The sequence below is a fragment of the Deinococcus aquaedulcis genome (assembly GCF_019693445.1).
GTDB classification, from domain to species: domain Bacteria; phylum Deinococcota; class Deinococci; order Deinococcales; family Deinococcaceae; genus Deinococcus; species Deinococcus aquaedulcis.
The window spans coordinates 34,549-59,834 of sequence record NZ_JAHRBL010000007.1 but is presented as its reverse complement, the minus strand read 5'-3'; the positions used below and the strand labels follow the sequence as shown (position 1 = coordinate 59,834).

The window sequence follows — 25,286 nt, the reverse complement described above, 5'->3', positions numbered from 1 at the left end:
CCGTGCCCCCTTTCCGCGAGAGGTCAGGCCACACGCCCCGCAGGGCGGGGCATGAACGGCGGAGGTGTTCGGTCTTGTCCCCACGTCTGGCGGGGCTTACCGTTGCGCGACAGAACCGGATTCTCACCGGATTTCCCCCCGCAGCCGTCAGCGGGCAGTATACCGCTCGCCCGGCAGTGGCGTGCCCAGCGGCCCGGACAAGCTGGACAGCACCTCGGCCAGCTCTGCCGTGACCGCCTTGATGCCGCCGCGCGGCGAGATGGGCTCGCCAAAGCGGATCACCCAGGCCTTGCCCCGGCGGCTGATGCCGGCCGGCAGAATGGGCGCGCGGCCCTTGGCGGCAATCAGGGCCACGCCGCCCTGCATCTCGGCGCCGCCGCGCGTGCCCTGCGGAAAGATCCCCACGGTGCCGCCCACCTTCAGCACCCGCAGGGCGGTGCGCACCGCCACCAGATCGTTGCCGCTGCGGTCCACCGGAAACGATCCCCCAGCGCGGATGATGTGCCCAATGCCCGGCAGGAACAGCTCCTTTTTCGCCATGAATTGCAGGTAGCGCCCCGGCGGCAGCGCGCGGGCCACCAGAAAGGGGTCCAGGGCGCCAACATGGTTGGCCGCCACCACCAGCGGGGTGCCCGGGGGCGGCACGTGCTCGCGGCCGTGAACCTCCAGGTGCCGGCCGCCCAGCAGCACAGGCAGGTAGGTCACGTCCACCACGAAGCGGTACACCCTGGGGTTCACGTGGGGCGCGGGCGGCTCAGCTGCTGGGCGTGGGGCGGGGGGCACCTGGGCGGGGGCAGCGCGCTCGGGGCGGGCGGCGTCACTCATGGGGGTCAGCATACGCGCCGGGGCCGGGGGCTCACAGCGCAACCCAACATCGCCCAGGGCGGCGCCAGGGCGAGCGAAGTGGGAGCGGGCACCACATGACCCAAAGGTGAACTCTGCAGGTCATGGATGGCGAGCGGCGCGAATGACCGCGACAGACAGCGGTTGGCGTGGCGTTGAGAGGCTGCTTTCCTCCCTTTAATGGAACGGAAGACCGCTGTGAGGGTTCGGCCGAGACAGCGCCGCCAACGAAATTGCAGGGGGCGTCATCTGGCCCGTGGCTACACCTGGCCGCCGCCGTCAGTCGTCATCCTCGTCGGCTTCGTCGTCCAGGGCGTCATCCTCGGGATCGTCGTCGGCGCCGGCCCAGTCGCCGGCCAGCACCGCTCGCACCGCTTCAATGCGCGCGCGGCACTCGGCGTAGGCTTCGCGCGCCTCTTCCAGCAGGGGAAGAACGCGGTCCAGGTCGGCCTCGCCGCCCTCCAGCTCGGCGGCAATCCGCGACAGCCGGGCATAGGCCTCGCGGTAGGACAGTGGACGGGGGGCACTCACGCGGGCCATGCTAGCGCCCCCCGCTAGGCTGGGGCCATGCCCGCTGCGCCCTCGCCCACCCCGCCCCCTCAGCACTTTGACCTGACTGCCCTGCCCGCCGAGGCCCGCTACAAGCTGCTCACGGCGGTGGTGGTGCCCCGGCCCATCGCCTGGGTCTGCACCCTGGGCGAGGACGGGCACGTGAATCTGGCGCCCTACTCCTTTTTTGGCCTGATGGGTTCGGACCCGCCGGTGGTGGCCTTTGCCCCCGGCAACCGCCCCGACGGCACCCCCAAGGACACCGCGCGCAACATTGGCCCGGGCGGCGCCTTCACGGTGAATCTGGTCAGCTTCGACCTCGCGCCGCTGATGAACGCCACCGCCACCGACTTTCCGCACAGGCACAGCGAGCCGGGCGCCCTGGGCATTGCCCTGAGCCCGGGCGTGCAGGTGCCCACGCCACGCGTGGCGGCGGCCCCGGCGGCGCTGGAATGCCGCGAGGTGCAGACCCTCACCATTGGCCGCACCCGCATCATCCTGGGCGAGGTGCTGGGGTTGGTCCTGCAGCAGGAAGCCGTGCAGGACGCGGCGCGGCACCACGTGAACACCGCCGCGCTGGACCTTGTGGGGCGGCTGGGGGGCCGGGGCACCTACGCGCGCACGCGCGACACCTTTGTGCTGGACCGCCTGACTTACGAAGCGTGGCAGGCCGCGCAGGAAGGGGAGAGCTAGGCTCAAAGCGGTAAGTACATGATCTGAAAACCCTTCGGGTCATGTGGGGCGAGCGGCGCGAGTGACCGCGACAGAGAGTGGTCTTCCGTTCCTGTGAAGGGAGAGCAGCACCCACTTCACGCCATGCCAGCCGCTGTCAGCGCGGCAGGGTCACGCTGGCGTTCAAGTTGCCAGTGGCCTCGCCCGTCACCAGCAGAGCCTCCGGGGTCACCTGCACCGCACGCACCTTCAGGGGCCCCACCGTACCTTGCAGGGTCACGCCGGGGGCCACGGTGAAGGGCAGCCGGGCCTGCAGCGCGGCGCGGGCCCGGTCCAGCGGCGGGCGCAGGTCAAAGCGGGCGGCGCCCTGCAGGTAGGCCTGGGCGCGGGCGTCGGCCAGATACCCGATCACACGGCCAGTCAGGCCTTCGCGCCGGGTGGTGACCCGCACGCCCTGCAGGGTCAGGGTCTGGCCGGCGGGGTCCAGGGCCGGGGTGCCCTGCACGTCCACGGTGGCCCCCACCCGCAGGCCCAGCGGCCCAGTGATCTGCACGCGCACGGCGGCGTTCAGGCGCGCGCCCGCCGGGCTGAACGTCACGCCCAGCACCCGCAGCGTGGGCGAGGTGGGCACCGGCAGGGGCAGCGTTTTCTGGGCGGCGGCCTGGGTGGCCAACCGCGAGAGTTCCGGGTAGGGCAGGCGCACAGGCACCTGCAGGTCCAGGCCGGGGCTCAGCTGCGGCACGGTGCTCAGCGGCGGCAGGGGGCGCGCTGGGCCCGGGGCCGGGGCGCGGCCCAGGCCGGCCCCCAGGTCCAGGTTGGCCCCCAGCGTCAGTTTCAGGGCGTCCGGGGTAAAGCGTGGCGGCGTCACCTGCAGGCTCAGGAGCTGGGCCCGGGCATAGGCGGGTTCGGGCGTGGGCAGGGTCCAGGGCTGGGCCGCGCGCGCCCACAGGGCCTCGGCGCGGGGGCGCAGGCGAGCGCCGTCCCGCACCGCCGCTTCTATCTGCGCCGCCACCCGGTCCAGCTGCGCGCGCACCTGGGGGTCCACCAGTGACTGCACGCTGATCCGCACGCCCTGGGTGAGGTCCACGCTGAGGGGGTCGGTCCAGGCATAGTCGCCTTTCACGCGCACCCCGGCCTCCCACTCGGGCGTCACGTACGGCGTGACGGTCAGGCGAATGGTCGCCTCGCCGCCAAAGTCCCGCGCCAGGGTGCCGCTGCCGGCCGGAATGGCCCGGAACGCCGCGCGGATGGGCACCTGCACCACCAGCCCCGAGCCGTCTGCCGCCGGGCTGATGCGAACGTGGCCAGTGCGCGTCACGGTGCCCTGCAGCTGCACGCTCAGCAGGCCCCCCAGAAAGCTGCGCGTTTCGTCCACCCGCGCAAATTCCTGCGGCACGCGGGCGTTGGCGGCTTCCTGCACGCTGCTCAGGGGCACCGTCACCGGCAGGGTCAGGGTGGACACGGCGCAGGCGGGGGCGGTCATGAGCGCAGTCAACACGACCGGCATGAGAAGGCGGCGCATGGGGGCCAGGGTAGCGGCGGCGGGTGAGAGAGGGTGGAGTGCTGTTCTGCCCGCCGACCCAGGAGAGTTATGGTGCTGGGCGTCGAGAAGGCTGGCGGAGTGGTCAAGCCGTCGAGCCGTTCAGAAAGGCCCACTCCTGGCGGCGTGCCGGGTGAGAATACCCAGATGAAATTTGCTTGCCCCTGCGGCGAGGTCATCCGCGATCAAACGGACTTTTTGCCACATAAGGCGCACTTACTGCCAGATCAGAGCCTGGAGAAGTTTGAAGATGAGCTGTGGTTGTTGGTGGAGCAGTTGCGTTTGAAGCCAGTTGGAAGTGGGCAGAAAGCCCTCTGGGACGGGATGGTCCGCCTCAGATCGCTTTACCTGCGAGCGCTGTACCAGTGCCCGGTCTGCGGGCGGCTGAATGTGGACAGCCTTGACCACCAGCGCGGTTATTCGTTCGTCCCAGAAGAAGAGGGAACCCCCTGCAACCTCTTGGCCACCTCAACCCGGGCCGCGCGCGATGACGCCCCGATCCCCTGACCCCTACACTCGGCCCCATGTGGACCCAGCACACCCTGACCCTGCCGGCCCGGCGGCGTGGCTTTCACCTGATTACCCGCGAGGTGGTCCAGGCGGTGCCGGAACTGGCCCGCACCCGCGCCGGGCTGCTGCACGTGTTTATTCAGCACACCAGCGCCAGCCTCACCCTGAACGAAAACGCCAGCCCCGACGTGCGGCGCGACTTCGAGCGGTACTTCAACCACACGGTGCCCGAGGGATGGCGCGAGTGGGAACACACCCTTGAAGGCCCAGACGACATGCCCGCGCACATCAAGGCCAGCCTGCTGGGCCCCAGCCTGACGCTGCCGGTGCAAGGCGGGCGGCTGGCGCTGGGCACGTGGCAGGGCATCTATCTGTGCGAACACCGCGATGACGGCGGCGCGCGGCGCCTCCTGCTGACCCTGCAGGGCGAAAGCGCCTGAAGGTGTCCACCCCACGTAAACAACCCGCCCGCTCAGCCCGGCCCCATCCCCTACACTGAGGTACGGTGCTGCGCGCCGTGTTTTTTTTGCCCTGCTCCGGCGGGCAAGCAAAAGCAAGTCTGTGCGCGTGGCCGGAGGGCTGAGATGCCTGGAATTGCAATTGTGGGCGCCCAATGGGGCGACGAGGGCAAGGGGAAGATCACCGACTTCCTGGCGCCAGAAGCCGAGTACGTGGTGCGCTACCAGGGCGGCGCGAACGCCGGGCACACCGTGACCGCAAAGGGGCAGACCTTCAAGCTGAACCTGCTGCCCAGCGGCGTGCTGCACGAAGGCACCGTGAGCGTGCTGGGCGACGGCATGGTCATTGACCCCGACAAGTTCCTGGAAGAGCGGGGCAACCTGCTTTCAGGCGGGCTGCAGCCGGAACTGCGCATCAGTGACCGGGCGCACCTCGTGTTGCCGCACCACAAGTACGTGGACGGCCGCAAGGATTTCGTGGGCACCACCGGGCGCGGCATTGGCCCGGCCTACGCCGACCGCGCCCGCCGCGTGGGCATCCGCTTTGGCGACCTGCTGGACGACAGCGTGCTCGTAGAGCGCATTGAGCGACTGCTGGAAGCCAAGCCCAACTCCACCCGGGACGCGGGCTGGACGGGCGTTCAGGTGGCCCTGGACGCCCTGGCCCCTATCCGTGAGGCGCTGGCCCCGTTTATTCACGACACGGGCGCCCAGCTGCGCGCCGCCATTGCCGAGGGCCGCAACGTGCTGTTTGAAGGCGCCCAGGCCACGCTGCTGGACCTGAACTACGGCACCTACCCCTTTGTCACCAGCAGCCACCCCACGGTGGGCGGCATTCTGGTGGGCGCGGGCGTGAACCACAAGGCCATTCACAAGGTGTACGGCGTGGCCAAGGCCTTTAACACCCGCGTGGGCCACGGGCCCTTTGTCACCGAGGTCCATGACGAAGCCGGCATCCTGCGCCTGCGCGGCGACGGCTCCAAGCCCTGGGACGAGTACGGCACCACCACCGGGCGCGCCCGCCGCGTGGGCTGGCTGGACCTGCCGCTGTTGAAATACGCCGTGGAGGTCAATGGCCTGGACGGGCTGGTCATCAACAAGATGGACATTCTGGCGGGCCTGGACACCATTCCGGTGTGTGTGGCCTACGGCCAGAGCGGCGAGCCTCTCTTCAAGCACCTGCCCGGCTGGGCCACCACCGAGGGCGCCACCAGCCGCGCCACCCTGGCGGGGGAGGCCCAGGCGTACCTGGACCTGATCGAAGAGACCGTGAATTGCCCGGTGGTCATCTTCTCGTGCGGTCCGGCCCGCGAACAGACCTACGGCGAGGTCAGCTGGCGCTAAGCCGGCCGCTGAAAGCTACCCGACAGTTGCCGCGAGGGGCCTTGGCCTACACTCGCGGCATTCGCATTCACCCCGCCCCGCGCGGCCGTGAGAAGGAGAGACCGAATTTTGACCACTGAACCCGTGATCAGCGCCGCCGATGAGAAGCAGGAGGTGCCGGGCCTGCGCGACCTGACCCACGACTGGCTGGCGGCCATCGGCGAGGACCCGGCGCGCGAGGGCCTCACGCGCACGCCGCACCGCGTGGCCAAGGCCTGGAGCTTCATGACCGCCGGGTACCACAAGACCCTGCAAGACGCTGTGGGCGAGGGCGTGTTCGCCGCCGAGGGCAGCGAGATGGTGATCGTCAAGGATATCGAGTTCTATTCCATGTGCGAGCACCACATGCTGCCCTTCTACGGCCGCGCGCACGTGGCCTACATCCCGGACGGCAAGATTCTGGGCCTCAGCAAGTTTGCGCGCATCGTGGACCTGTACTCGCGCCGCCTGCAGGTGCAGGAGCGCATCACCACCCAGATTGCCGACGCTGTGGAGGGCCTGCTGTCGCCCAAGGGCGTGGCGGTCTACATGGAAGGCGTGCACCTGTGCATGGCCATGCGCGGCGTGCAAAAGCAGAACAGCTCCACCACCACCAGCGCCATGCGGGGGCGCTTTCGCAGCGATCCGCGCACCCGCGCCGAATTTATGAGCGCCGTACAGGGCACCCTGCGCAGCCGCTAAAGCCAGCTGCGCTGTGACAGCGCTGTCAGCGCCGGCGGGCAGCGCGCTTTCCCGGGGGCCGCCCCCGGCGTTTTGGTGCGCTGCGGGCCCGCCGCCAGCGCCCCCAGTTGCCCACAGCCAGGGCCAGAATCAAACGACCAGAATTGTCACTTTAAGTACAGTCGCGCCGCCAGAGGGTGAGACTGGTGTAAGGGGACAAGCGGTACGGTGCGCAGGGAGGACGTGCCGTGTTATTGAACCTGTGCCTGCTGCTCACCTGCACGTTCCTGCTGAGCCTGACCTACCGCGACTGGCCGGTCAGGCGGCACTGGCCCGACCACGCGCTGCGCCTGCTGCTCTCGGCGGGCACTGCTGCCGTGCTGCTGCACTACGCCGTGGAGGTGGGACCGTACAAAATTGACCTGCGCTACGTGCCCATTGCGCTCGTCACGCTGCGTTACGGTTTTGGGGCGGGGGCCCTGGTGGCGCTGCCCACGGTGGTGTGGCGGCTGCTGGAATCACAGCTGGGCGGGCTGGTGGCGCTGGTCAATACGCTCACGGTGCTGGGGGCGTCGTCGCTGCTGCGGCCCACGCTGGACCTCGCGCACGCCAACCTGCGCGACCTGTGGAAGCTGCCCCTGCCCTACCTGGGCGTGGGGCTGCCGCTGCTGTTCCTGCCCGAGTCGCGTGCGCTGGGGCTGGTGGTGTACCCCGGCATGCTGGCGCTGCACAGTGTGGCCACGGTTCTGGTGCTGGGCGTGTTGCAGGCGCGGCTGCGGCTGCTGCGGCTGGCGAACGATCTGCGCCAGCAGGTCATGACCGACGACCTGACTGGCCTGGGCAACCGCCGCCGGTTCGATGAAACCCTGGCCCGCCTGGAGGTGGGCGACCATCTGGTGCTGCTGGACGTGGATGACTTCCGCCAGCTGACCGACACGCACGGCCCCGAAGCGGGCGAGCGGGCGCTGCGCTACATCGGGCAGGTGCTGCACGACGCGGCGCCGGGGGCCAGCTTCCGGCTGGGCCACGAGGCCTTTGCCCTGCTGCTGAGCCTGCCCGAACCCGAAGCGCGGGCAGTGGTGGCGCGCGTGCAGGCCCAGCTGGCCGATCCGGGCAGCGCCGCGCCCTGGGCCTGCCTGACCCTCTCGGCGGGGCTGGCTTCGCGGCTGCTGCGCGAGCAACCGGCGCAACTGGTGCACCGGGCCGACGAAGCGCTGTACGTGGCCAAGACCAATGGCGGCAACCGCCTGGTCACCCTGGATGACCTGCCGCGCCGCGCCGTGCCCGCCCCGGTGCCCGACCTGCGCCCGCGCTACTCGCTGTGGCAGGCCCAGCGCACCACCGTGGAACTGCTGGCGCAGCGCCGCCCCCTGCGGGATCAGGACTGGCAGGAACTGCTGCAGCTGGCGGTCACCACCATCGGCGGGGTGGGCTGCGGCAGCCTGAACATCCGCGAAGGGGTGCAGTTCCGTATCTGCGCCGCTGTGGGCTACGCGCACGAACTGGTGGGCACGCCGCTGCCGGAGGCCTCGCAGCTGCGCTGGTACGGGCAGGGCCTGGACGCGTGGCGCCAGGGGGTGCCCCGGGTGCTGCGCCCCGCTGAAATCGAGCGCGTGTGGGCCGAGGCCGACGCCGAACTGGCCTCGGGGCCCCGGCAGGCCTTTGCCGACCTGGGCCAGCGCACGGCGCTGCGGGCCAGCCTGTGCCTGCCGGTGGTGGTGGGGGGCGAGGTGGTGGCCCACCTGAACCTGGAATCCACCGAATCCGAAGGGGTGTTCTCGGCAGGTGCCATTCAGGATGCCCAGGTGTTTGCCCAGCAGATTGCCGCGCTGCTGCAGCTGCAAGAGCGCTGGCGGGAACTGGAACAGCTGGCCCGGCTGCACGGTGACCTGAACCTGAGTGCGGGCGAGCAGGAGATTGCCGACCATCTGGCCCGCGCCGCCCACGACCTGCTGCGCACCAGTTCGGCGCTGCTGATGCGCTACGACCCCGCGCAGGACGCCCTGGTGGCCGCTGCCCAGACCGGCACCCAGCGGGCGGCCCCGCCCCGGCTGGCGCGCGGCGAGGGGCTGTCGTGGCAGGCCCTGGACAGCGGCCGGGTGATCCGCGCCGCGCGGCTGCAAGAAGCCCCCGGCGCCTACCTGCACCCCCAAGGCGACACCGCCGATCAGGCCCTGATGGTGGTGCCCATGCTCTCGCACGACCGCCAGCCGCTGGGCGTGCTGTGCCTCCTGCGTGCGCCCTGGCGGCCCTTTCACGCCACCGAAGAAGCCCTGGCGGCCATGCTGGCCAGTGTGGGCACCCGGGTGATGGAACGCAGCGCGCACCTCAGCGACCTGCGCGCCACCCTGGACGCCGCTCTGAACATGCTGGGCGTGGCCCTGGAAGCCCGCGACCTGGAAACCCAGGGCCACACCCAGCGCGTGCGCGACCTCGCCGCGCGCATGGGCGAGGCCCTGAACCTCCCCGACGACCAGCGCCTCGCCCTGCGCCACGGCGCCACCCTGCACGATATTGGCAAGCTCAGCGTGCCAGACACCATCCTGCTCAAGCCCGGCCGCCTGACCCCGGAAGAGCGCCTGATCATGGAGCAGCACGCGCCGCTGGGCGCCGAACTGGTGGCGCGCATTCCCTTTCTGCACCCGCAGGCCCATGAAGTGGTGCGCCACCACCACGAACGCTGGGACGGCGCCGGCTACCCCGACCGCCTTGGGGGCGAGCAGATTCCGCTGCTGGCGCGCATCTTTGCCCTGTGCGACGTGTACGACGCCCTGACCAGCGTGCGGCCTTACAAGGGCGCCATGAGCCACGAGGAGGCCATGACCATCATCCTGCAGGGCGCGGGCAGCCAGTTTGATCCGCAGCTCACCGCACTGTTCCGCCGCGTGGTCCCGGACTCCGAAACGCCCAGCGAGGGCCGCCACGCTGTTCCGGCGGCCTGAAGAACGGCAGGGGAGAGCAGGCCTGTCCGCTCAGTGAAACGCGGGGATTGGAGAGGGGTGGACAGAGTTCGGTTTGGCCGGGCGGACGAAAGCTGAGAGCCCATCCGGGGAGGAAAGGCCCTCTTCGGCGCGCTGCTGAGGTCGCCTGGATGATGGGCACAGAGGCGAGGTCCGAACGCCCCCTGCCCGGTCAGCCCAAACGCGGACCGGTGGCCGAAGCCCCGGCCCCCGCGTCCGTGGCCTTCCCGTGCTACGCCGGCTCGTTCTGTGGCTGGGCCAGGCGCAGGGCGGCGGCGTGCAGCATCTGCACCCCGGTCTCCAGGCTGGTTTCGTCAATGGTAAAGCGCGGGTGGTGGTGCGGCCAGCGGCTGTCGGCCTCGTCGCTGCCCGCGCCCACGTTGAAGTACGCGCCAGGGGCTTTTTCCAGATAGGCGCTGAAGTCCTCGCCGCCCATGGTGGGTTTGGCCTCGCGGAAGCGGTCCTCGCCCACCACGTCCAAGGCCACCTCGCGCAGCTGCGCGGCCACCCAGTCAGTGTTGATCAGCGGGCGGTAGCCGAAGTCGTAGCGCAGGTCGTACTCGGCGCCGTGGGCCGCGCAGATGCCCCCAACCACGCGCTCGATCAACTGGGGCGCGCGCTCGCGCAGGGCGGGGTCAAAGGTGCGCACGGTGCCCATCAGCTCGGCGCTGTCGGGAATCACGTTGTGGGTGGTGCCGCTGACAAACTTGGTCACGCTGACCACCAGCGCGTCCTGGGCGGCCACCATGCGGCTCACCACATGCTGCAGGTTGGTCACCACCTGCGCGCCCACAGCAATAGGGTCCACGGTTTCTTCGGGGTGCGCGCCGTGGCCGCCCTTGCCGCGAATGGTCAGTTCAATGGTGTCGGGCGCTGCCATAAAGGCCCCGGCCTTGACCGCCACCACCCCGGCGGGCAACTGGCTGTTCAGGTGCAGCCCGGTGACCACGTCCACGCCGTCCATCAGCGGCGTCTCCATGACCAGCTCCTCGGCGCCGCCGGGCCCGATTTCCTCGGCGTGCTGGAAGATCATGCGCACCTCGCCGGGCACCGTGCCGGGGTGTTCACTGAGCAGTTTCGCCACGCCCAGCAGGATGGCCGTGTGGCCGTCGTGTCCGCAGGCGTGCATGACGCCGGGGCGCGTGGAGGCGAACTCGAAGCGGTTTTCCTCATGGATGGGCAGGGCGTCAATATCGGCGCGCAGCAGCACGGTGCGCCCGGGTTGGCCGCCTTTCAGGACCGCCAGCACGCTGGTGGCGGTGGGCCGCGTGACCGTCAGGCCCGGCATCTTCTGCAGTTCGGCTTCTATGTACGCGGCGGTCTCGTGCTCGTGAAAGCCGACCTCGGGGTGCATGTGCAGGTGTCGCCGCCACGCCACAAGCTGCTCGCGCAGGCCTGCAGCCCTGTCCTGGGTTGCCGTCATGCCCCAGCCTACCGCGCCGGGCACGCCATTTTCTGCCCGCCCAGCGACCATTCCGGTATGCCGGACATGGCAGGGTGGGCCCCATGTCATACCGCGACGCTGCCACCCAGACCCTAAACGCCGCGCAGGACCTGCAACGGGCCGCGACGCATCTGCGTGTGGCCGCCGCCCATCTGCAGGCCGCCGAGGTGCCCCGATACGCCGCGCACCTGCTGGCGGGCCGAGGCCACCTGGTGCGTGCCCACGCCGTGCTGGACGAGTTGGCCGTAACCCACGCGGCCTACAGCCACCTGCCCACCGATGAAGAGCGTTGAGCAGCCCTTCAGCAACTTTCTGGCCGCGTCTGTCGTACTGGCAGGTATGAAGACCCGCTCCAAAGGCAAACTTGGTCTGCTGCTGACGGTGGCGCCCATCGCCCTGGAACTGCTGGCCCTGGCCCGCAAATCGCAGCGCAAGACCAAATACACCAAGGCCCGCAAGCGCGACCGCGCTCTGGATTTCCTGCTGGACCGTGCCCAGCGCAAACTGCGCGGCAAACCCCAGCGCCGCTGGTTCTAACCCACAGTCCTAACCCCCAGGTGGCCTCCTGCCCAGCGCAGCGAGGCCACTTCGCTGTGGGGGAGGGGAGTGAGGGGCAGGGGCCAACCTTCAGCCCTGGGCCCTCCGGTTCGTTGGGTGAACCCCATACGTGGCCCGAGATGAGGCAGGGTCCTTAGACGAAGGTTCAAAAAGATCGTTGTCAAACAGATTTATCCCCATTCATCTTGCCTAGACATCTTAAGCGGTTCACTCAGCGGACCAACTACAACTGTTCTGTCTGCTGACTGTCTGTTGACCTGCCCCGCTGTGGGTCGCCCTGCCCGGCCGCGCTTACCGCGCCGGGGAGAAGGAGGATGTTCTATGTACGCACGCTCTGCTCTTGCCGCCCTGACCCTGGCGGGCCTGCTGGCCGCCTGTGGTCAGCACCTGCCCGCCGCCTCTGCCGCGCCGCAACCCACCACCGACGCGGGCGCCCGCGCACCCCGCACGCTGGCCCCACTGCTGGGCGAAAACAACCCCGAAGCCATTGCCGGGCAGTACATCGTGGTGCTGCGCGAGGGCGCGCCGGCCAGCACCCTGGCGGCCCAGAGCGGCGGACTGGCGGGCGCCCTGGGCCTGAACCCGCAGGGCCTGACCGTGCAGCACCTCTACACCCAGGCGCTGAACGGCTTTGCGGCCAAGCTGAGCGCCCAGAATGTCGCCACCCTGCGCGCCGACCCGCGCGTGAAGTACATCCAGCAAGACGCCCTGGCCCATGCCACGGCCACCCAGACGGGCGCGACCTGGGGCCTGGACCGCATTGACCAGCGCGACCGCCCGCTGAACAGCGCCTATACCTACGCCACCACTGCCAGCAACGTCACCGCCTACATTCTGGATACCGGAATTCGCACCAGCCACACGCAGTTCGGCGGGCGCGCGGTGTGGGGCACCAACGCCCTGCAGGACGGCAACAACACCGACTGCAACGGGCACGGCACCCATGTGGCGGGCACCGTGGGCGGCAGCACCTGGGGCGTGGCCAAGGGCGTGAAACTGGTAGCCGTGAAGGTGCTCAACTGCCAGGGCAGCGGCTCGTACAGCGCGATCATCGGCGGGATCAACTGGGCGCTGAACAACAAGCGGGGCCCGGCGGTGGCCAACCTGAGCCTGGGCGGCGGCTTTGATCAGGCCATCAACGACGCGGTGACCAACGCATCGAACCGGGGCCTGTTCATGGCCGTGGCGGCCGGCAACGACAACCGTGACGCCTGCAGCTACAGCCCAGCCAGCGCCGCCGGGGCCTTTACCGTGGGCTCCACCGACAGCGCCGACGTGCGCAGCACCTTTTCCAACTTTGGCCGCTGCGTGGAACTGTTTGCGCCGGGCACCAACATCACCAGCACGTGGTACACGGGGGACACGGCCACCAACACCATCTCTGGCACGTCCATGGCCACGCCCCATGTGGCTGGCGCCGCCGCGCTGATCCTGGCCAGCAACCCCGGCTACACCAGCGCCCAGGTGGCCAGCGCCCTCATGAACGCGTCCACGGCGGGCAAGATCGCCAACGTGGGCAGCGGCAGCCCCAACAAGCTGCTGTTCACGGGCAGCGGCGGCACCACCCCCACGCCGACCCCCGGCACCACCTACACAGGCAGCGTGACGCAGGGCGCCAGCAGCTACCAGCCCGGCAACACGGGGTACTTCCAGTACGCCGGTGGGTCGCTGAAAGGCACCCTGAGCGCCCCCGCTGGCACCGACTTTGACCTGTATCTGCAGCAGTGGAATGGCGCCGCCTGGGTGGATGTGGCTAAGGCCGAGGGCAGCACCAGCAGCGAACTGCTGACCTACACCGCCGCCAGCGGCTACTACCGCTGGGAGGTCTACGCCTACGTGGGCAGCGGCCAGTACACCCTGGTGGAACAGCGCTGACCCCAGAGCCTGGAGCGGGAGAGGATGGGGCTCTACCGCTCTGGGAGGAGTGAAGGCCATCGGCCGCAGAGTCAGGGCAGTGATTTGGTTCCGGGAGAGCACTGGCCGCTGCTAAGCGCGTTGAATTCACAGCGGCTGCCAGTTTCACCCCGGGGCCAAAAAGCGGCTCCTCAATTCCGTAGGCGCCACTGTGTCTTTCAGAGACTCACTTCGTTCGCCCCAGGGTCTGCTGGTGCGCGCAAGGGCAGCTTTCAACCCTCGCGCCTGCGCCGTGTACGAGGCCTGCAACGGTTATTCAGGCGCGCCAGCCTGAGCACAACGACTCAAACTAGGGGGAAGGCCTGCACAGAAGCAGGCCTTCCCCCTGCGTTCTGCACCGCAATTCAGCCGGGTTCGGCCAGGGCGCCCACGCGGCGTAGGACCTGCAGGAAAAACGCGGGATCGGCGGCCCAGGGGCGGGTGTAGCCCAGTTCGCGCGAGATGGTCTGCGCGGCGTCGGCCAGGGCGCGCAGGGCGGTTTCGGTGGTGCCAGTCAGGGGGCCGGCGGCCCAGGTGAGGCCCAGCGCGGCCACCAGGCTCCCCCCGGCGCGGAACACGGGCGCGGCCACCTGCACCGCGCCCCCCAGGCCGTCGTGGGGCAGCGGCGCCGAGAACCACGCGCGGCGGCACACGCTGTCCAGAGTGTTCAGGGCGTCCTGCTCGGGGCCGGGGCGGGCGGCCACCGCCAGAAACACCCGCTCGCGCAGCGCCCGGCCAGCAAAGGCCAGCAGCAGGCGCCCGGACGGGTCGCCCGGCAGGGCGCGGCGTTCACCGGGCGGCAGCGGCGCGCGGGCCCCCAGCACCTCGGCGTACAGGGTCTGCATCTCGTCCAGCACAGCCCAGGACACCACCTGTCCGGTGCGCTCCTGCAGGTGTTCCAGGTGCGGGCGGGCCACGTTCAGCGGCGGCGCGTGCACCTGCACGTGGGCCTTCATGGCAATAAAGCCGCGCCCCAGGCGGTAGCGGTCCCCGTCGCGCTGCAGCAGGTCGTACTTTTCCAGCACCCGCAGGGCCCGCAGGCAGCTGGCCTTGGGCAGCCCGCTGGCCCGCGCGAGGTGCGACAGGGTCCAGTGCGGCTGTTTGGGGGTAAAGAAGGTCAGGAGGTACAGCGGACGTTCCAGGGTCGGCACGTCCACCGCCTGATCGGAAGGGGCCACGGCCTCGGGCGTCACAGCAGGGCCCATCGTACAGCACCCCACACTCTAGACTGGGTCCAGCCATGACCGAACCGTTAGAGCGGCTTGAAGACCAGCTGCGCCGCGCCCGGGGCCGCGAGCGGCTGCGCCCCCTGCTGGAACTGGCCGCCGAACTGTGGGACAAGAACCCCGAGGACGCCGCCCGCCGCGCCCGCGAAGCCGCCGCGCTGGCCCAGAAGCTGGGCGACGTGGCCGCCCGCGCCCAGGCCCTGCTGGAACTGGGCCGCAGCCTCTACCGCCTGGGCCAGTACCACCAGGCCCGCCAGACCCTGGAAGATGCCGCCGCGCTGCACGAGGCCGCCGGGGACGCGCTGGGGCTGGCCCGCTGCTGGATGGGCCTGGGCACTGTGCGCGCCGCGCTGGGCGAACTGCCCCAGGCCCTGGAAGCCCACTTCACCGCCCGCACCACCTTTGAGGCCCAGGGCAACGAGTGGTTTGGCAGTTCGTGCCTGAACAACATCGGGCTGGTGTACCTGCGCCTGGACGACCATACAGCCGCCCTGGACTACACCCTGCGCGCGCTGCGGCTGGCAACCGGGGTGGGCAACGTGGTGGCGCGCATGGCCGCCACGAACAATGTGGGCAACGCCCTGATGATGCTGGGCCGCCTGGACGAAGCCCACGCCTACCAGACCGAGGCCCTGGGGCTGGCCCGGCAGCATGGCAGCCCGTACAACGAGATCGTGGCGCTGACCAACCTGGGCACCCTGCACGCCCGCCTCTCGCAGCGCGAGGCCGCCCTGAGCGCCCTGCAGCAGGCCGGCGACCTCGCCCGGCAGTCGCACGACCCCGAAAACCTGTTTGAGATCTATGCCGAACTGGGCCACGCCCACCGCCTCTTCGGGCACCCGGCCGAGGCCCTGGCTGCCTACGATCAGGCGCTGGCGCTGGTGGGCGAACTGGGCGACTTCTATCTGGAAGCCAGCGTGCAGCTCAGCCGGGGTGAAACCCTGCTGGGCCAGGGCGACCCGGCGGCAGCGGCCGCCGCCCTGCAGCGCGCCCTGGAACTGGGTGAGCGCCTGGGCCTGGGCGCCGTGGTCAGCGAGGCGCACCGCCACCTCAGCAGCGTGTATGAAGCCCGTCAGGAGCTGGCCCTGGCCCTGCACCACCTGCGCCAGCACCTGCAGCTGACGGTGTCGCTGGCGCAGGCGGCTGCCGCGCGCCAAGCGGCTGTGCGGCACCTGGAACAGGAAACCGAACGCCAGCGCCACCTCGCCGCCGCGCAGCGTGAACTGATGGCACAGGTGGAGCGGGCCAGCGGCGCCCTGCGCGGGGCCCAGGTGGCGGGCGCCGAGGTCCCCGTGGCTGAGGGTCTGGGCGAGGGGCGGGCCAGCCCGGCGCACCTGGACCCCCTGACCGGCCTGCTGGGCCGCCGCCTGTTTGAAGCGCGACTGGCCCGCGAGTTTGACCGCGCCCGCGACGAGCACCTGCCGCTGGCTGTGGCGATCCTGAACCTGGATGAATTTGGGAGGGTCAACCACGCGCACGCGCACGCGGCCGGGGACCGGGTGCTGCGGGAGCTGGCGGGGCTGCTGCGCGCCCAGCTGCGCGCTGCCGACCTGCTGGCCCGCGACGGCGCGGCCTTTGTGCTGCTGCTGCCCGGCACGGCGGCCCCCGGTGCACAGCGGCTGTGCGAGCGCCTGCGCGAAACGGTGGCGGCGTGGCGCGCCCCCGACCTGCCCGGCCTGCGGGTCACGGTCAGCATTGGCCTGTGCACCGACACCGCGTGGTCCCAGGCCGACGACATGCTGGTGCAGGCCGAGCAACTGCTGTACGCCTCCAAATCGGCTGGTCGCAACCGCGTAACCAGCGACGCGCCTGGGGCGGCCTAAAGCGGCGGGCTTCGCAGGGTAACCGCGCCTGGGCGCTGCCGGTCTGGCTGCGTCCTGGCCCCAGCCCCGCAAGCTCAACCGCAGGAATGCGTGCAGTTCCGCGTCCGGGCGGCTGCCAAGATGGCCGCGATGGACCTGCGCAGTGGACGGGCCTTCTGGCCCCTGACGAATGGGCTGATGTACACCTACCCGCCCCTGGCGGCCCCCGAACAGGCGGACGTGCTGGTGATTGGCGCGGGCATCACTGGGGCCCTGCTGGCCGACGCCCTGAGCGAGGCGGGCCTGGACACCGTGGTGCTGGACCGCCGCGACGCAGGCTTTGGCAGCACCAGCGCCAGCACCGCCCTGCTGCAGTACGAGATCGACACCAATCTGGTGGACCTGAGCGCTATGATCGGCCGCGCCGACGCCGAACGCGCCTACCACCTGTGCCGGGACGCCATTGACCGGGTGCGCGCCCTGACCGCCGGGCTGCCCGACGCCTGCGGCTTTCGGGCGCGCGGCAGCCTCTACTACGCCAGCACGAGAAAAGACGCCCGGATGCTGCGTGAGGAACATGCCGCGCGCACCCGCGCCGGGCTGGCGGTGGAGCACCTGGACGCCCGGGAGCTGAAAGCCCGCTTTGGCATTCAGGCGCCCGCCGCGCTCTTCAGCCGCGACGGCGCCGAGGTGGACCCCTACCGCCTGACCCAGCACCTGCTGCAGCGGGCGCTGGCCCGGGGCGCGCGGGTGTACGACCGTACTGCCGTGACCCGGCTGGACGGGGGCCGCACCTGGACCGCCCACACCGACCGGGGCGTGCCCGTGCGGGCCAGCTGGGTGGTGGTGGCCACGGGTTACGAGGCCGAGACCTTTCTGGGCCGCCGCCTGGCCCAGCTGAAAAACTCCTATGCCCTGGCCACCGAGCCCATTGCCCAGGCGGGCGGCGAACTGTGGCCGGGGGGCTGCCTGATCTGGGAAACCGCCCGCCCCTACCTGTATGCCCGCACCACCCAGGACGGCCGCGTGGTGGTTGGCGGCGAGGATGACCCCCACCACAGCCCCGCCCGCCGCGAGCGCAGCCTGCCGCGCAAGCAGCGCCGACTGGAGCGCCGCCTGGAACGGCTGCTGCCCCACCTGAAGCCCGAGGTGGCCTTTGCCTGGGCCGGCACCTTTGGCGAAACCCAGGACGGTCTGGCCTACATTGGCCCCAAAACGAACGGGGAGCGGTTGCTGTTCGCCTTGGGCTACGGCGGCAACGGCATCACCTATTCGGTGCAGGCCGCCCGGCTGCTGACAGCCTTGATTCAGGGGCGGCCCGACGACGACCTGCACCTGTTCCGGCTGGACCGGTGAAAGCGAGTACAGGGGGCCCAGGGAACACGCGTCCCTGGGCCCCTTCAGGTCTGCTTGTGTTCAGCTCCGCTGGAAGGCCACCTTGCCGTCCACCACCGTCAGCAGGGGCCAGCCCTTCAGGGTTTCACCGGCCCAGGGGGTGAACTTCGCCTTGCTCTTGAATTCGGCGGGGTTGACGGGGCGTTCGGTCTCCAGGTCCAGTACCACCAGATCTGCGGGGGCGCCTGCGTCCAGGGTGGGTTCGGGCCAGCCCATCACGCGCGCGGGGGCCGCCGTGAACAGGTCCACCAGCTTCTCCAGGCCCAGCGCCTCGCCAAAGCGGGTGTACATCAGCGGAAACGCCAGCTCGATGTACGCGATGCCGCTGGGGGCGTCCAGCAGGTCGCGTTCCTTCTCCGCGCGGGTGTGGGGCGCGTGGTCGGTGGCGAGGCAATCCACGCTGCCGTCTTTCAGGCCCTCCAGCAGATGGTCAGCGTCCGCCTGGGTGCGCAGGGGCGGCGCCACCTTATAAATGGCGTCGAAGCTGCGCAGCGCCTCGTCGGTCAGGGTGAGGTGGTGCGGGCAGACCTCGCAGGTCACCGGCAGGCCACGCGCCTTGGCCCCCCGCACCAGATCCAGCGCGCGGGCGGTAGAGAGGTGCTGGATATGCAGCCGGGCCGGGCGGCCCTGGGCGTGCAGTTCCGCCACGATCTCAATGTCGCGGGCCACGCGGGCCGCTTCGGCCGCCGCCGGGTTGCCGGGCAGCCCCAGCGCCTCTGACACGGGGCCCTCGTTCATCACGCCGTCGGCGCGCAGGGAGGCGTCCTCGGCATGCACCGAAACGATCATGCCCAGGCTGCCGGCCGTTTCCAGCCCCAGGCGCAGGGTCCGGGCGTTCTCGTTCGTGCGCCCATCGTCGGTGAACATCGCCGCGCCTGCGTCTTTCAAGTAGGCCAGCTCGGCCAGGGTCTCGCCCTGCTGCCCCTTGGTCAGGGCCGCCGCCGGCTTCAGGCGCGCCAGGCCCAGGCCCGCCGCCTTCTCGATCAGGGTGCGCACGGTCGCGGGGTCATCCACCACGGGGCTGGTGTTGGGCATAGACACCACCGTGCCGTAACCGCCGGCCGCCGCTGCCGCCAGCCCGGAGGCCAGGTCTTCTTTTTCCGTCTGGCCGGGCTCGCGCAGGTGGGCGTGGGGTTCGATGAGCGCCGGTGCCACGGTGCCGCCCTGGCCGTCAAGCACCTGGCCTTCTTCTGGAAGGTTCCAGCCTTTGATGACGCCGTTCCCGATGGTGACCGATTCCGTCTTGTCCGAACCGACGCGCTTGATATTGGTGATGGTGATGGTCATGGGGTCTCCTGAGAAGCAAGAGGGCTTGAATCGGGGTAGAGATAAACCTGTTGAGTTTCGGCGTCCCAGACACAGAACTGGCCCGTCCTGACGGTGCCCAGATCCAGGTAGACCACGCCATTGGCGAGGTCAACGACCGGGGCTTTCTGGGGGGCATGGCCGTGCACGGAATAGCGGAGGGCTGGAAAAAAGGGCGTGGGCAGCGGGTGGAGGCCAAGCGCCGGGGTGTCCAGTAGATACCCACGGTCAAGCAGCTCGTCGGCGCTGCGGCCCAAGCTGGGGCGGGCGGCGTGGGCGCAGAGCATGTCCTCTTCCACGTAATAGGGCCGGGCCAGCTGGGCGAAGCGCTCAATGTCAGCCACCAGCTCCGGCAGCCCCTCTCCGTGGGCTTCGTACTGCTGCAGAAGCGCGGCCTCTTCGCGCTTGAACCACGCGTCACGGGCGGCCCCTGATAGCGCGGCGCCTTCCTTCCAGACCCAGTCTTCGTGGTTGCCCCAGAGCAGGACCGCCCGGCCAGCCGTGGCCCAGGCCAGCGCCCGTTTGAGACATGCACGGGAATCCGGGCCCCGGTGAATCAGGTCACCCAGCAGAATGAAATGCCGGCCAGGAAAGAGGGCCTCGGCCCAGTCAAGAAACTGGGGACAACCATGCACGTCGGGGAGAACGACAGATCGCTGCGGTGTTCGGGTCATGTCGCCTCCTGGCGCCCGAGGCCAGAGTGAGTCTCAGCGCTCCTCATAGTCCAGTGGGCTCGCGCAGGGGTAGCCGCCCCAGGTCAGCGGGGTATACGTATACGCCACCGCCCGCTCCAGGGTGCTGTCCGACACACGACTCAGCGTGAAGTGGATGGTGGGCGTGAAGGGCTGTCCTGGCAGTGGAGACTGCGCCTTTGCCCAGCTCACGCGGCACTGTTCGAAAGCAAGTACGCGGTCACTCTTCACGCCCAGTTGCGTGCAGGTCACAGGTTTGCCGTCATGACCCGCCGCCTCTGTGGCAGTGGCCATGCGGGAGAGCAGCGTTTCATAGGCGGTCTCCCAGTCGCTCTGAACCACCTGCGTGCCCCCGGCCCCCGCCCGAATCTGAACCCGCTGCCCCCGGTACTCGTCCAGCACAACCGTCCACACCTCGCCGCTGCGGCGGGCCACCGTGTTGGCTTGCTGGGCCAAGAGCCTTGCGACCTCCTGCGGCGCGGCGCGGTAGGTGCGTGTGCATGGGTCTTCCACCACGTTCGGGCATGCCTGGCCTGTGCGGAGCGCGTTCAGTGCGCGCTCGGCGCTCATCATGGCGGGGCTCCGGGAGGGGGGCAAACAGGCCAGCGCCGCACTTTGGGTCAGCAGCAGCAGGGCAAGCAGATGACGCATGGGCTTTCTCCTAGCGGAAATCCGCTTTGCGGAACGGCGCGCCGCCGTGGCAGGTGCCGCCATCTGGGGCATACCACGAATAGCGGCCCGGGGGCAGGCTGGCGTCGGCCTGCACCACCGTGAAGTCGAAGGTGCGTGGCCAGGGGTCTGCGGCCGGGGCCGGGGTCCAGCGGCAGTCACGCACCTCCAGGCCCAGGCCGCCCAGCCCCGCCAGCCCGCAGGTCCACCACAGGGCCGACCAGCGCGAAGCGCGGTTCAGGCGTTCGGTCACCCGCTCGTAAGCGGTTTGCCGGTCGGTGGTGATCGCCACGCTGCCGCCCGGCACCGCACGAATCTGCGCGTCCTGGCCGTAGCGCACCGATTCGGTGAGGTGCCACACCCCGCCCTGTTGGCGCAGACTGTCTGCCGGGAGCGGCGCCCCCGGAAACAACGTGCTGGCTTCGCGGGCCACCGTCAGGCGCAGTTCGGCCACCTGTGCCGGGGCCAGCCGGTAGGCAGTGCAGGCCGCGCTGGGCTGCCCCGCACACGCGGCGCTGTCCAACCGGGCGGCGTCCAGTGCCGCCTGCGCCTGGGTCAGGGCGGCGCTGGGGGGCACCGGACTGCAGGCCCCGGCCCCACTGTGCAGGGCCGCCAGCAGCAGAGCCGCGCGCCGCACCGTTATTCCCGGCCCACCAGCAGGTGGTACAGCACGCTCATGCGGATGGCCTGCCCGTTTTCCACCTGTTTCAGGATGCGGCTTCTGGCGCCGTCGGCGGCCTCCCCGCTGATTTCCAGGTCGCGGTTCATGGGGCCAGGGTGCAGGACAATCGCGCCGCTCTCGGCTTCGGCCATCAGGCGCTCGTTCACCTGATAGGTGTCGGCGTATTCCTGCAGGCTGCCCAGGAAACCGCCCTGCATCCGCTCGCGCTGTAGCCGCAGGGCCATCACCGCGTGGGCGCCGCGCACGGCCTCGCGCGGGTCGGTGGTCAGGGTCACGCCGGGCAGTGCAGCCAGCCCCGCAGGCAACAGGGTGGCCGGGCCGCACAGGACCACCTTGGCGCCCAGCTTGGGCAGCAGTTCGGCGTTGCTGCGGGCCACGCGGCTGTGGCGCACGTCGCCCAGAATCGCCACCGTTTTGCCTTCCAGGCTGCCGTACTCCTGGCGAATGGTGTAGGCGTCCAGCAGAGCCTGGGTGGGGTGCGCCCGGCGGCCGTCGCCCGCGTTGATCACGGGCTTGCCGCTGTATTTGGCCACCAGGTGCGCCGCCCCCGAGGCGTGGTGCCGCACGATGTACGCGTCCACCTTGTACGAGGTCAGCACTTCCAGGGTGTCCCGCAGGCTCTCGCCCTTGTTCACGCTGCTGGCCCCCGCCGCGAAGGTCAACACGTCGGCGCTCATGCGCCGGGCGGCCAGTTCAAAGGAGGTGCGGGTGCGGGTGGAGTTCTCGAAAAACGCGTTGCAGACGGTCAGGCCCTGCAGCGCGGGCACCTTTTTCACCGGGCGGTCCAGCACCTGCAGCATGGTGTCGGCGTTGTCCAGAATGGCGGTCAGGCGCTCGGGGCTCCAGTCCTGAAAGTCCAGCAGGTTGCGGGGGCGCGGGCCCATGCTCACGGGGGCGTTCATCGCAGCGCCTCCATGTCCCACAGCTCCACGCTGTCCACGCCGTCGGTTTCCTGGACCTTCACCTTCACGACCTCGTGCGCAGCGGTGGGCAGGTTCTTGCCCACGTAGTCGGCACGGATGGGCAGTTCGCGGTGGCCACGGTCCACCAGCACCGCCAGCTGAATGCCGGCCGGGCGCCCCAGGTCAATCAAGGCGTCCAGAGCGGCGCGTACGGTGCGGCCGGTGTACAGCACGTCGTCCACCAGCACCACGCGGCGGTCACGCAGGTCAAAGGGCACCTGCGTCTCGCGGATGATCGGCTGCTGCGCCACTTCCGACAGATCGTCGCGGTACAGGGTGATGTCCAGCATCCCGGTGGGCACGTCCACGCCTTCCAGTTCGCTGAGTTTCTGCGCGAGGCGGGCAGCCAGCGGAATGCCGCGCGTGTGCACGCCGATCAACGCCAGCTGCTGCGCGCCCTTGTTGCGCTCAATGATCTCGTGGGCAATGCGCGTCAGGGCGCGCCGGACCTCGTCGGCGGTCAGAATCGTGGCCTTGGGGGTCATGCGCCCTTCCTGGCCGACATGAAAAAAACGCCGCTCAGCGCAGGCTGACGGCTCTGGGTGTGGTGGTGCATGGGGGCTCCTTCTCCTGCCTCACGGGGCGGGTGCAGCCTCACGGGACTGCTGGGAAAGGACGAAAGTGGAGGTTGTAAGGGGCGCGCCGGGGCAAGGCCCGCACAGCCTGGGGAAGTGTACACCGCCCCGGGGGGCCTGTCATGCCGCTGCCTCCAGCCCGTCCTGCATCACTCTCCTTGAAGCGCACTAAACTTGACAACAAAGCACTCAGGTTTTACCATATGGGCAGTTAAGCGCGAGGGCCATCCGGGCTGTCCCGGCCGCGCGCTTCCACCCCAAGGAGGTACGTGCATGATGCGATTTGATCCTTTCCGCGAGATTGAAGAACTGACCCAGCGCATGGACCGCGCCTTCGGCCAAGTGAACTCTGCCCCCACCCGCTTTGCTCCCCCGGTGGACGTGCATGAAGACGAGCAGGGCCTGGAACTGGTGCTGGACCTGCCCGGCATCCGCCCCGACGCCCTGCAGATCGAAGCCGAGAACCAGACCCTGACCGTGCAGGCCACCCGCGCCTATGACCGCAAGGAGGGCCGCACCGCCCACCGCGTGGAGCGCGCCTACGGCACCCTGGCCCGCACCTTCAGCGTGCCTGCCAAGTACGACCTCACCAAGGTCGAGGCCGATTTCGAGCACGGCACCCTGACCATCCGCGTGCCGCGCAGCGAAGCCGCCCAGAAGCGCACTGTGCAGGTCCGCACCGGCAAGGTGCTGGAGCAGGAGAGCAGCGCGAACGCGTAAGGCAACAAAAAAGCGAGCCCAGGGCTCGCTTTTTTGTTGCGGAAGTAGGAAGTGGTGAGTGGGCAGTGGAAAGGGATGCTTTTCCCCACTCACCACTGCCCACTTTCCGTTTACTCGCCTTCCCGCACCGCTTCCAGCAACTCCTGGGTGACCTTCAGTGCTGCTGGGCCTAAGGGGGCGCGCGTGACCCCCAGCAGGGTGCCCAGTTTCTCGCGGCGGGCAGGGGTGAGGTTCAGCCAGCGGCGCAGGTCGTCTCGGTGGGTGCGGGCGGTTTCGTCGCGCAGGTAGCGCACGGCGCCGTCGTAGTAGCCCGCCTGAAAGGCCGCGCGGGCCCGGCGTTCCTGGTCCAGCAGGCCCAGGCCGCGCGTGGCGAGCAGCACCCGGCGCGCTTCGTCCTCGCCGCCAAAGCAGTACAGCGATTCCAGGCGGTACACCGCCTTGGGAAAGCGCAGCCCCGCCGAGGCTCGCCACGCGTGGGGCAGGCGAATCTCGAATTCTGGCCACAGGTGCAGGTGGGTCAGCAGCGCTGGGTACAGCAGATTCAGCGCCAGTTGCCGGGCGTCGGCCAGGGCCAGCAGCTGTTCCTGCACGCCGTGGCCGGGCCCGGTGTGGGCGGCGCGCGCCTCGTCCAGGGCCGCCTGGGCTGCCCCCAGCAGGTCGGCGCGGTGGGCGGCGCGCTGCGCGTCACTGAGGTTCCACAGGGTGCGCTGAATGCGGCTGTAGTGGCCGGTGGGGTCGTACAGCACGCGGCTGGTGGCCAGCAGGGCCAGCGGGGCCTCCTGCCGGGCCAGGTCCCAGTCGCGCCACGCCTCAAGCTTTTCGTAGGGAAAGCGTTCGGTGAGCACCCCGGCGCGGTGGTCAGTCTGCGGGCTGTCCATGCCGCGTTCAAAGGTCACGAAGGTGGGCACGCTGCCGGCCCAGGCAAACTCGGTGCCGTAGCTGCCCGCCTGAGCCACGGCGCGCACCTTGCGGTCGGCCATGAGCCGCTCCCCAATGCGTTCCGGGCTCTGCCGTTCTGAACTGCGCGCTTCTCCGGTCACCTGATCCCCCTTTCTGCTTGGCTTCTGCTTGGCCCTGCTCTGAATAGGGGGGCCGCGCCCTGGCCGCCGCGCCTAGGACGTGCGGCGGGCCACCACGCTCAGGGCGCCCTGCACGCGCTCACCCACGCGCACGGCAGGCTCATGGTTCGCCGGGAGATGCAGCAGCGCCACGCCGCCTTCCTCCAGAAACGCGGCCTTGTGCCCGGCGCGCACCTCGTCGCCCTCGCGCGTGAACGAGGTGCCGCGCAGCCCCGCGCCCGGCGCCACCAGGGTCAGGGTCACTGGGCCCGTCTCCGCGTGCGTGACCGCCACCAGCCGCTCGTTTTCCAGCGGCCCGCGCCGTGTCAGCAGGTCCGCCGGGCGGCCGCTCAGCAGGCCCAGCGCCTCGGCGGCACCGATGAGCGGCACGTTGGTCCGCGCGCCCACGTGCTGCGCGAACGTGACCCGGCCACTGCAGGGCTGGTACACGTAATGCACGTCCAGCGGCCCCACAAACACCGCGATCAGCCAGCCGTCACGCGCCTCTGGGGTGCCCAGCAGGCCGGCAGCGTCCACAGGCGGCTCGCCCGCAATCTGGCCGCCCTCCACACGGCGCACCGCGCAGACCACGCCGTCGGCTGGGCTCAGCACCTCACCGGGGGCGACGGGCGGCAGGCGCACCGGATCACGGAAACGGAACACGCTGCGGAGGTACCACGCCCCCGCAGCGGCGGCCAGCAGGGGCAGGGCAGAACGCGCGCGCATGGCG

The 25,286-nt window shown here is 70.0% G+C and carries 25 protein-coding genes; 12 read left to right on the top strand and 13 right to left on the bottom strand.

What is annotated here, in order from left to right:
- Nucleotides 1-147: 147 nt before the first annotated feature.
- Nucleotides 148-825: a lysophospholipid acyltransferase family protein gene (locus KMW22_RS10320; RefSeq protein WP_235692852.1), complete on the bottom strand. Its 678-nt coding sequence runs from the start codon at nucleotides 823-825 to the stop codon at nucleotides 148-150.
- A 297-nt stretch (nucleotides 826-1,122) separates the two neighbouring features.
- The gene (gene xseB, locus KMW22_RS10315; protein ID WP_221089968.1) at nucleotides 1,123-1,383 is read right to left on the bottom strand and encodes an exodeoxyribonuclease VII small subunit; all 261 of its coding nucleotides are present in this window, start codon (nucleotides 1,381-1,383) and stop codon (nucleotides 1,123-1,125) included.
- A gap of 27 nt (nucleotides 1,384-1,410) precedes the next feature.
- On the opposite strand from xseB, the gene KMW22_RS10310 reads away from it, so the two are divergent.
- Nucleotides 1,411-2,085 (top strand): flavin reductase family protein, encoded by a 675-nt coding sequence (locus tag KMW22_RS10310; protein ID WP_221089967.1) that lies wholly within the window; start codon nucleotides 1,411-1,413, stop codon nucleotides 2,083-2,085.
- Between the two features lie 136 nt (nucleotides 2,086-2,221).
- Here KMW22_RS10310 and KMW22_RS10305 read toward each other — a convergent pair whose 3' ends face one another.
- Nucleotides 2,222-3,586 (bottom strand): DUF4403 family protein, encoded by a 1,365-nt coding sequence (locus KMW22_RS10305; protein WP_221089966.1) that lies wholly within the window; start codon nucleotides 3,584-3,586, stop codon nucleotides 2,222-2,224.
- Nucleotides 3,587-3,655: 69 nt separating this feature from the next.
- On the opposite strand from KMW22_RS10305, the gene KMW22_RS10300 reads away from it, so the two are divergent.
- The 5 genes from KMW22_RS10300 to KMW22_RS10280 all read left to right on the top strand — a co-directional run bounded on the left by KMW22_RS10300 (nucleotide 3,656) and on the right by KMW22_RS10280 (nucleotide 9,557).
- Nucleotides 3,656-4,111 carry a hypothetical protein gene (locus tag KMW22_RS10300; protein WP_221089965.1) on the top strand — a complete coding sequence of 152 codons (456 nt, stop codon included), beginning with the start codon at nucleotides 3,656-3,658 and terminating at the stop codon, nucleotides 4,109-4,111.
- Nucleotides 4,112-4,128: 17 nt separating this feature from the next.
- Nucleotides 4,129-4,554 (top strand): secondary thiamine-phosphate synthase enzyme YjbQ, encoded by a 426-nt coding sequence (locus KMW22_RS10295; protein WP_221089964.1) that lies wholly within the window; start codon nucleotides 4,129-4,131, stop codon nucleotides 4,552-4,554.
- A 144-nt stretch (nucleotides 4,555-4,698) separates the two neighbouring features.
- A complete protein-coding gene (locus KMW22_RS10290; RefSeq protein ID WP_221089963.1) occupies nucleotides 4,699-5,916 on the top strand; it encodes an adenylosuccinate synthase in 1,218 nt (405 codons plus the stop codon).
- Between the two features lie 108 nt (nucleotides 5,917-6,024).
- Entirely contained in the window at nucleotides 6,025-6,636 is a 612-nt protein-coding gene (gene folE / locus KMW22_RS10285; RefSeq protein ID WP_221089962.1) for a GTP cyclohydrolase I FolE, read from the top strand.
- A 227-nt stretch (nucleotides 6,637-6,863) separates the two neighbouring features.
- Nucleotides 6,864-9,557, top strand: coding sequence for an HD domain-containing phosphohydrolase (locus KMW22_RS10280; protein WP_221089961.1), 2,694 nt, complete (start codon nucleotides 6,864-6,866; stop codon nucleotides 9,555-9,557).
- A 250-nt stretch (nucleotides 9,558-9,807) separates the two neighbouring features.
- On the opposite strand, the gene KMW22_RS10275 is transcribed toward KMW22_RS10280, so the two are convergent.
- Nucleotides 9,808-10,998: a M20 family metallopeptidase gene (locus tag KMW22_RS10275; RefSeq protein WP_221089960.1), complete on the bottom strand. Its 1,191-nt coding sequence runs from the start codon at nucleotides 10,996-10,998 to the stop codon at nucleotides 9,808-9,810.
- Nucleotides 10,999-11,081: 83 nt separating this feature from the next.
- Between KMW22_RS10275 and KMW22_RS10270 the strand changes: the two genes are divergently transcribed.
- The 3 genes from KMW22_RS10270 to KMW22_RS10260 all read left to right on the top strand — a co-directional run bounded on the left by KMW22_RS10270 (nucleotide 11,082) and on the right by KMW22_RS10260 (nucleotide 13,452).
- Nucleotides 11,082-11,312: a hypothetical protein gene (locus tag KMW22_RS10270; protein WP_221089959.1), complete on the top strand. Its 231-nt coding sequence runs from the start codon at nucleotides 11,082-11,084 to the stop codon at nucleotides 11,310-11,312.
- 46 nt (nucleotides 11,313-11,358) lie between these two features.
- A complete protein-coding gene (locus KMW22_RS10265; RefSeq protein ID WP_221089958.1) occupies nucleotides 11,359-11,556 on the top strand; it encodes a hypothetical protein in 198 nt (65 codons plus the stop codon).
- Between the two features lie 342 nt (nucleotides 11,557-11,898).
- Nucleotides 11,899-13,452 (top strand): S8 family peptidase, encoded by a 1,554-nt coding sequence (locus KMW22_RS10260; protein WP_221089957.1) that lies wholly within the window; start codon nucleotides 11,899-11,901, stop codon nucleotides 13,450-13,452.
- 383 nt (nucleotides 13,453-13,835) lie between these two features.
- Here KMW22_RS10260 and KMW22_RS10255 read toward each other — a convergent pair whose 3' ends face one another.
- Complete coding sequence (locus KMW22_RS10255; protein ID WP_221089956.1) at nucleotides 13,836-14,663, bottom strand: IclR family transcriptional regulator; 828 nt, start codon at nucleotides 14,661-14,663, stop codon at nucleotides 13,836-13,838.
- Between the two features lie 47 nt (nucleotides 14,664-14,710).
- Between KMW22_RS10255 and KMW22_RS10250 the strand changes: the two genes are divergently transcribed.
- Nucleotides 14,711-16,519 (top strand): tetratricopeptide repeat protein, encoded by a 1,809-nt coding sequence (locus KMW22_RS10250; protein WP_221089955.1) that lies wholly within the window; start codon nucleotides 14,711-14,713, stop codon nucleotides 16,517-16,519.
- A 90-nt stretch (nucleotides 16,520-16,609) separates the two neighbouring features.
- A complete protein-coding gene (locus tag KMW22_RS10245; protein ID WP_328774659.1) occupies nucleotides 16,610-17,854 on the top strand; it encodes an NAD(P)/FAD-dependent oxidoreductase in 1,245 nt (414 codons plus the stop codon).
- A gap of 60 nt (nucleotides 17,855-17,914) precedes the next feature.
- Here KMW22_RS10245 and KMW22_RS10240 read toward each other — a convergent pair whose 3' ends face one another.
- From KMW22_RS10240 to pyrR, 6 genes are read right to left on the bottom strand one after another with little or no spacing between them, the layout of a single operon-like run.
- On the bottom strand, nucleotides 17,915-19,180 hold the full coding sequence (locus KMW22_RS10240; RefSeq protein ID WP_221089954.1) for a dihydroorotase: 1,266 nt from the start codon (nucleotides 19,178-19,180) through the stop codon (nucleotides 17,915-17,917).
- Nucleotides 19,177-19,872, bottom strand: a complete 696-nt coding sequence (locus tag KMW22_RS10235) for a metallophosphoesterase (RefSeq protein WP_221089953.1) — start codon at nucleotides 19,870-19,872, stop codon at nucleotides 19,177-19,179. Before KMW22_RS10235 ends, KMW22_RS10240 begins: the two co-directional genes overlap by 4 nt.
- Before the next feature lie 33 nt (nucleotides 19,873-19,905).
- Complete coding sequence (locus KMW22_RS10230) at nucleotides 19,906-20,541, bottom strand: hypothetical protein (protein WP_221089952.1); 636 nt, start codon at nucleotides 20,539-20,541, stop codon at nucleotides 19,906-19,908.
- A gap of 10 nt (nucleotides 20,542-20,551) precedes the next feature.
- A complete protein-coding gene (locus tag KMW22_RS10225) occupies nucleotides 20,552-21,196 on the bottom strand; it encodes a hypothetical protein (RefSeq protein ID WP_221089951.1) in 645 nt (214 codons plus the stop codon).
- 2 nt (nucleotides 21,197-21,198) lie between these two features.
- Nucleotides 21,199-22,143, bottom strand: coding sequence for an aspartate carbamoyltransferase catalytic subunit (locus KMW22_RS10220; protein WP_235692850.1), 945 nt, complete (start codon nucleotides 22,141-22,143; stop codon nucleotides 21,199-21,201).
- Nucleotides 22,140-22,688: a bifunctional pyr operon transcriptional regulator/uracil phosphoribosyltransferase PyrR gene (gene pyrR, locus KMW22_RS10215; protein ID WP_221089950.1), complete on the bottom strand. Its 549-nt coding sequence runs from the start codon at nucleotides 22,686-22,688 to the stop codon at nucleotides 22,140-22,142. The genes KMW22_RS10220 and pyrR overlap by 4 nt, the downstream gene beginning before the upstream one ends.
- 363 nt (nucleotides 22,689-23,051) lie before the next feature.
- On the opposite strand from pyrR, the gene KMW22_RS10210 reads away from it, so the two are divergent.
- The gene (locus KMW22_RS10210; protein ID WP_221089949.1) at nucleotides 23,052-23,498 is read left to right on the top strand and encodes an Hsp20/alpha crystallin family protein; all 447 of its coding nucleotides are present in this window, start codon (nucleotides 23,052-23,054) and stop codon (nucleotides 23,496-23,498) included.
- Between the two features lie 110 nt (nucleotides 23,499-23,608).
- Here KMW22_RS10210 and KMW22_RS10205 read toward each other — a convergent pair whose 3' ends face one another.
- Nucleotides 23,609-24,478, bottom strand: coding sequence for a hypothetical protein (locus KMW22_RS10205; protein ID WP_221089948.1), 870 nt, complete (start codon nucleotides 24,476-24,478; stop codon nucleotides 23,609-23,611).
- 132 nt (nucleotides 24,479-24,610) lie between these two features.
- On the bottom strand, nucleotides 24,611-25,282 hold the full coding sequence (locus tag KMW22_RS10200) for a phosphatidylserine decarboxylase (protein WP_221089947.1): 672 nt from the start codon (nucleotides 25,280-25,282) through the stop codon (nucleotides 24,611-24,613).
- Nucleotides 25,283-25,286 lie beyond the last annotated feature (4 nt).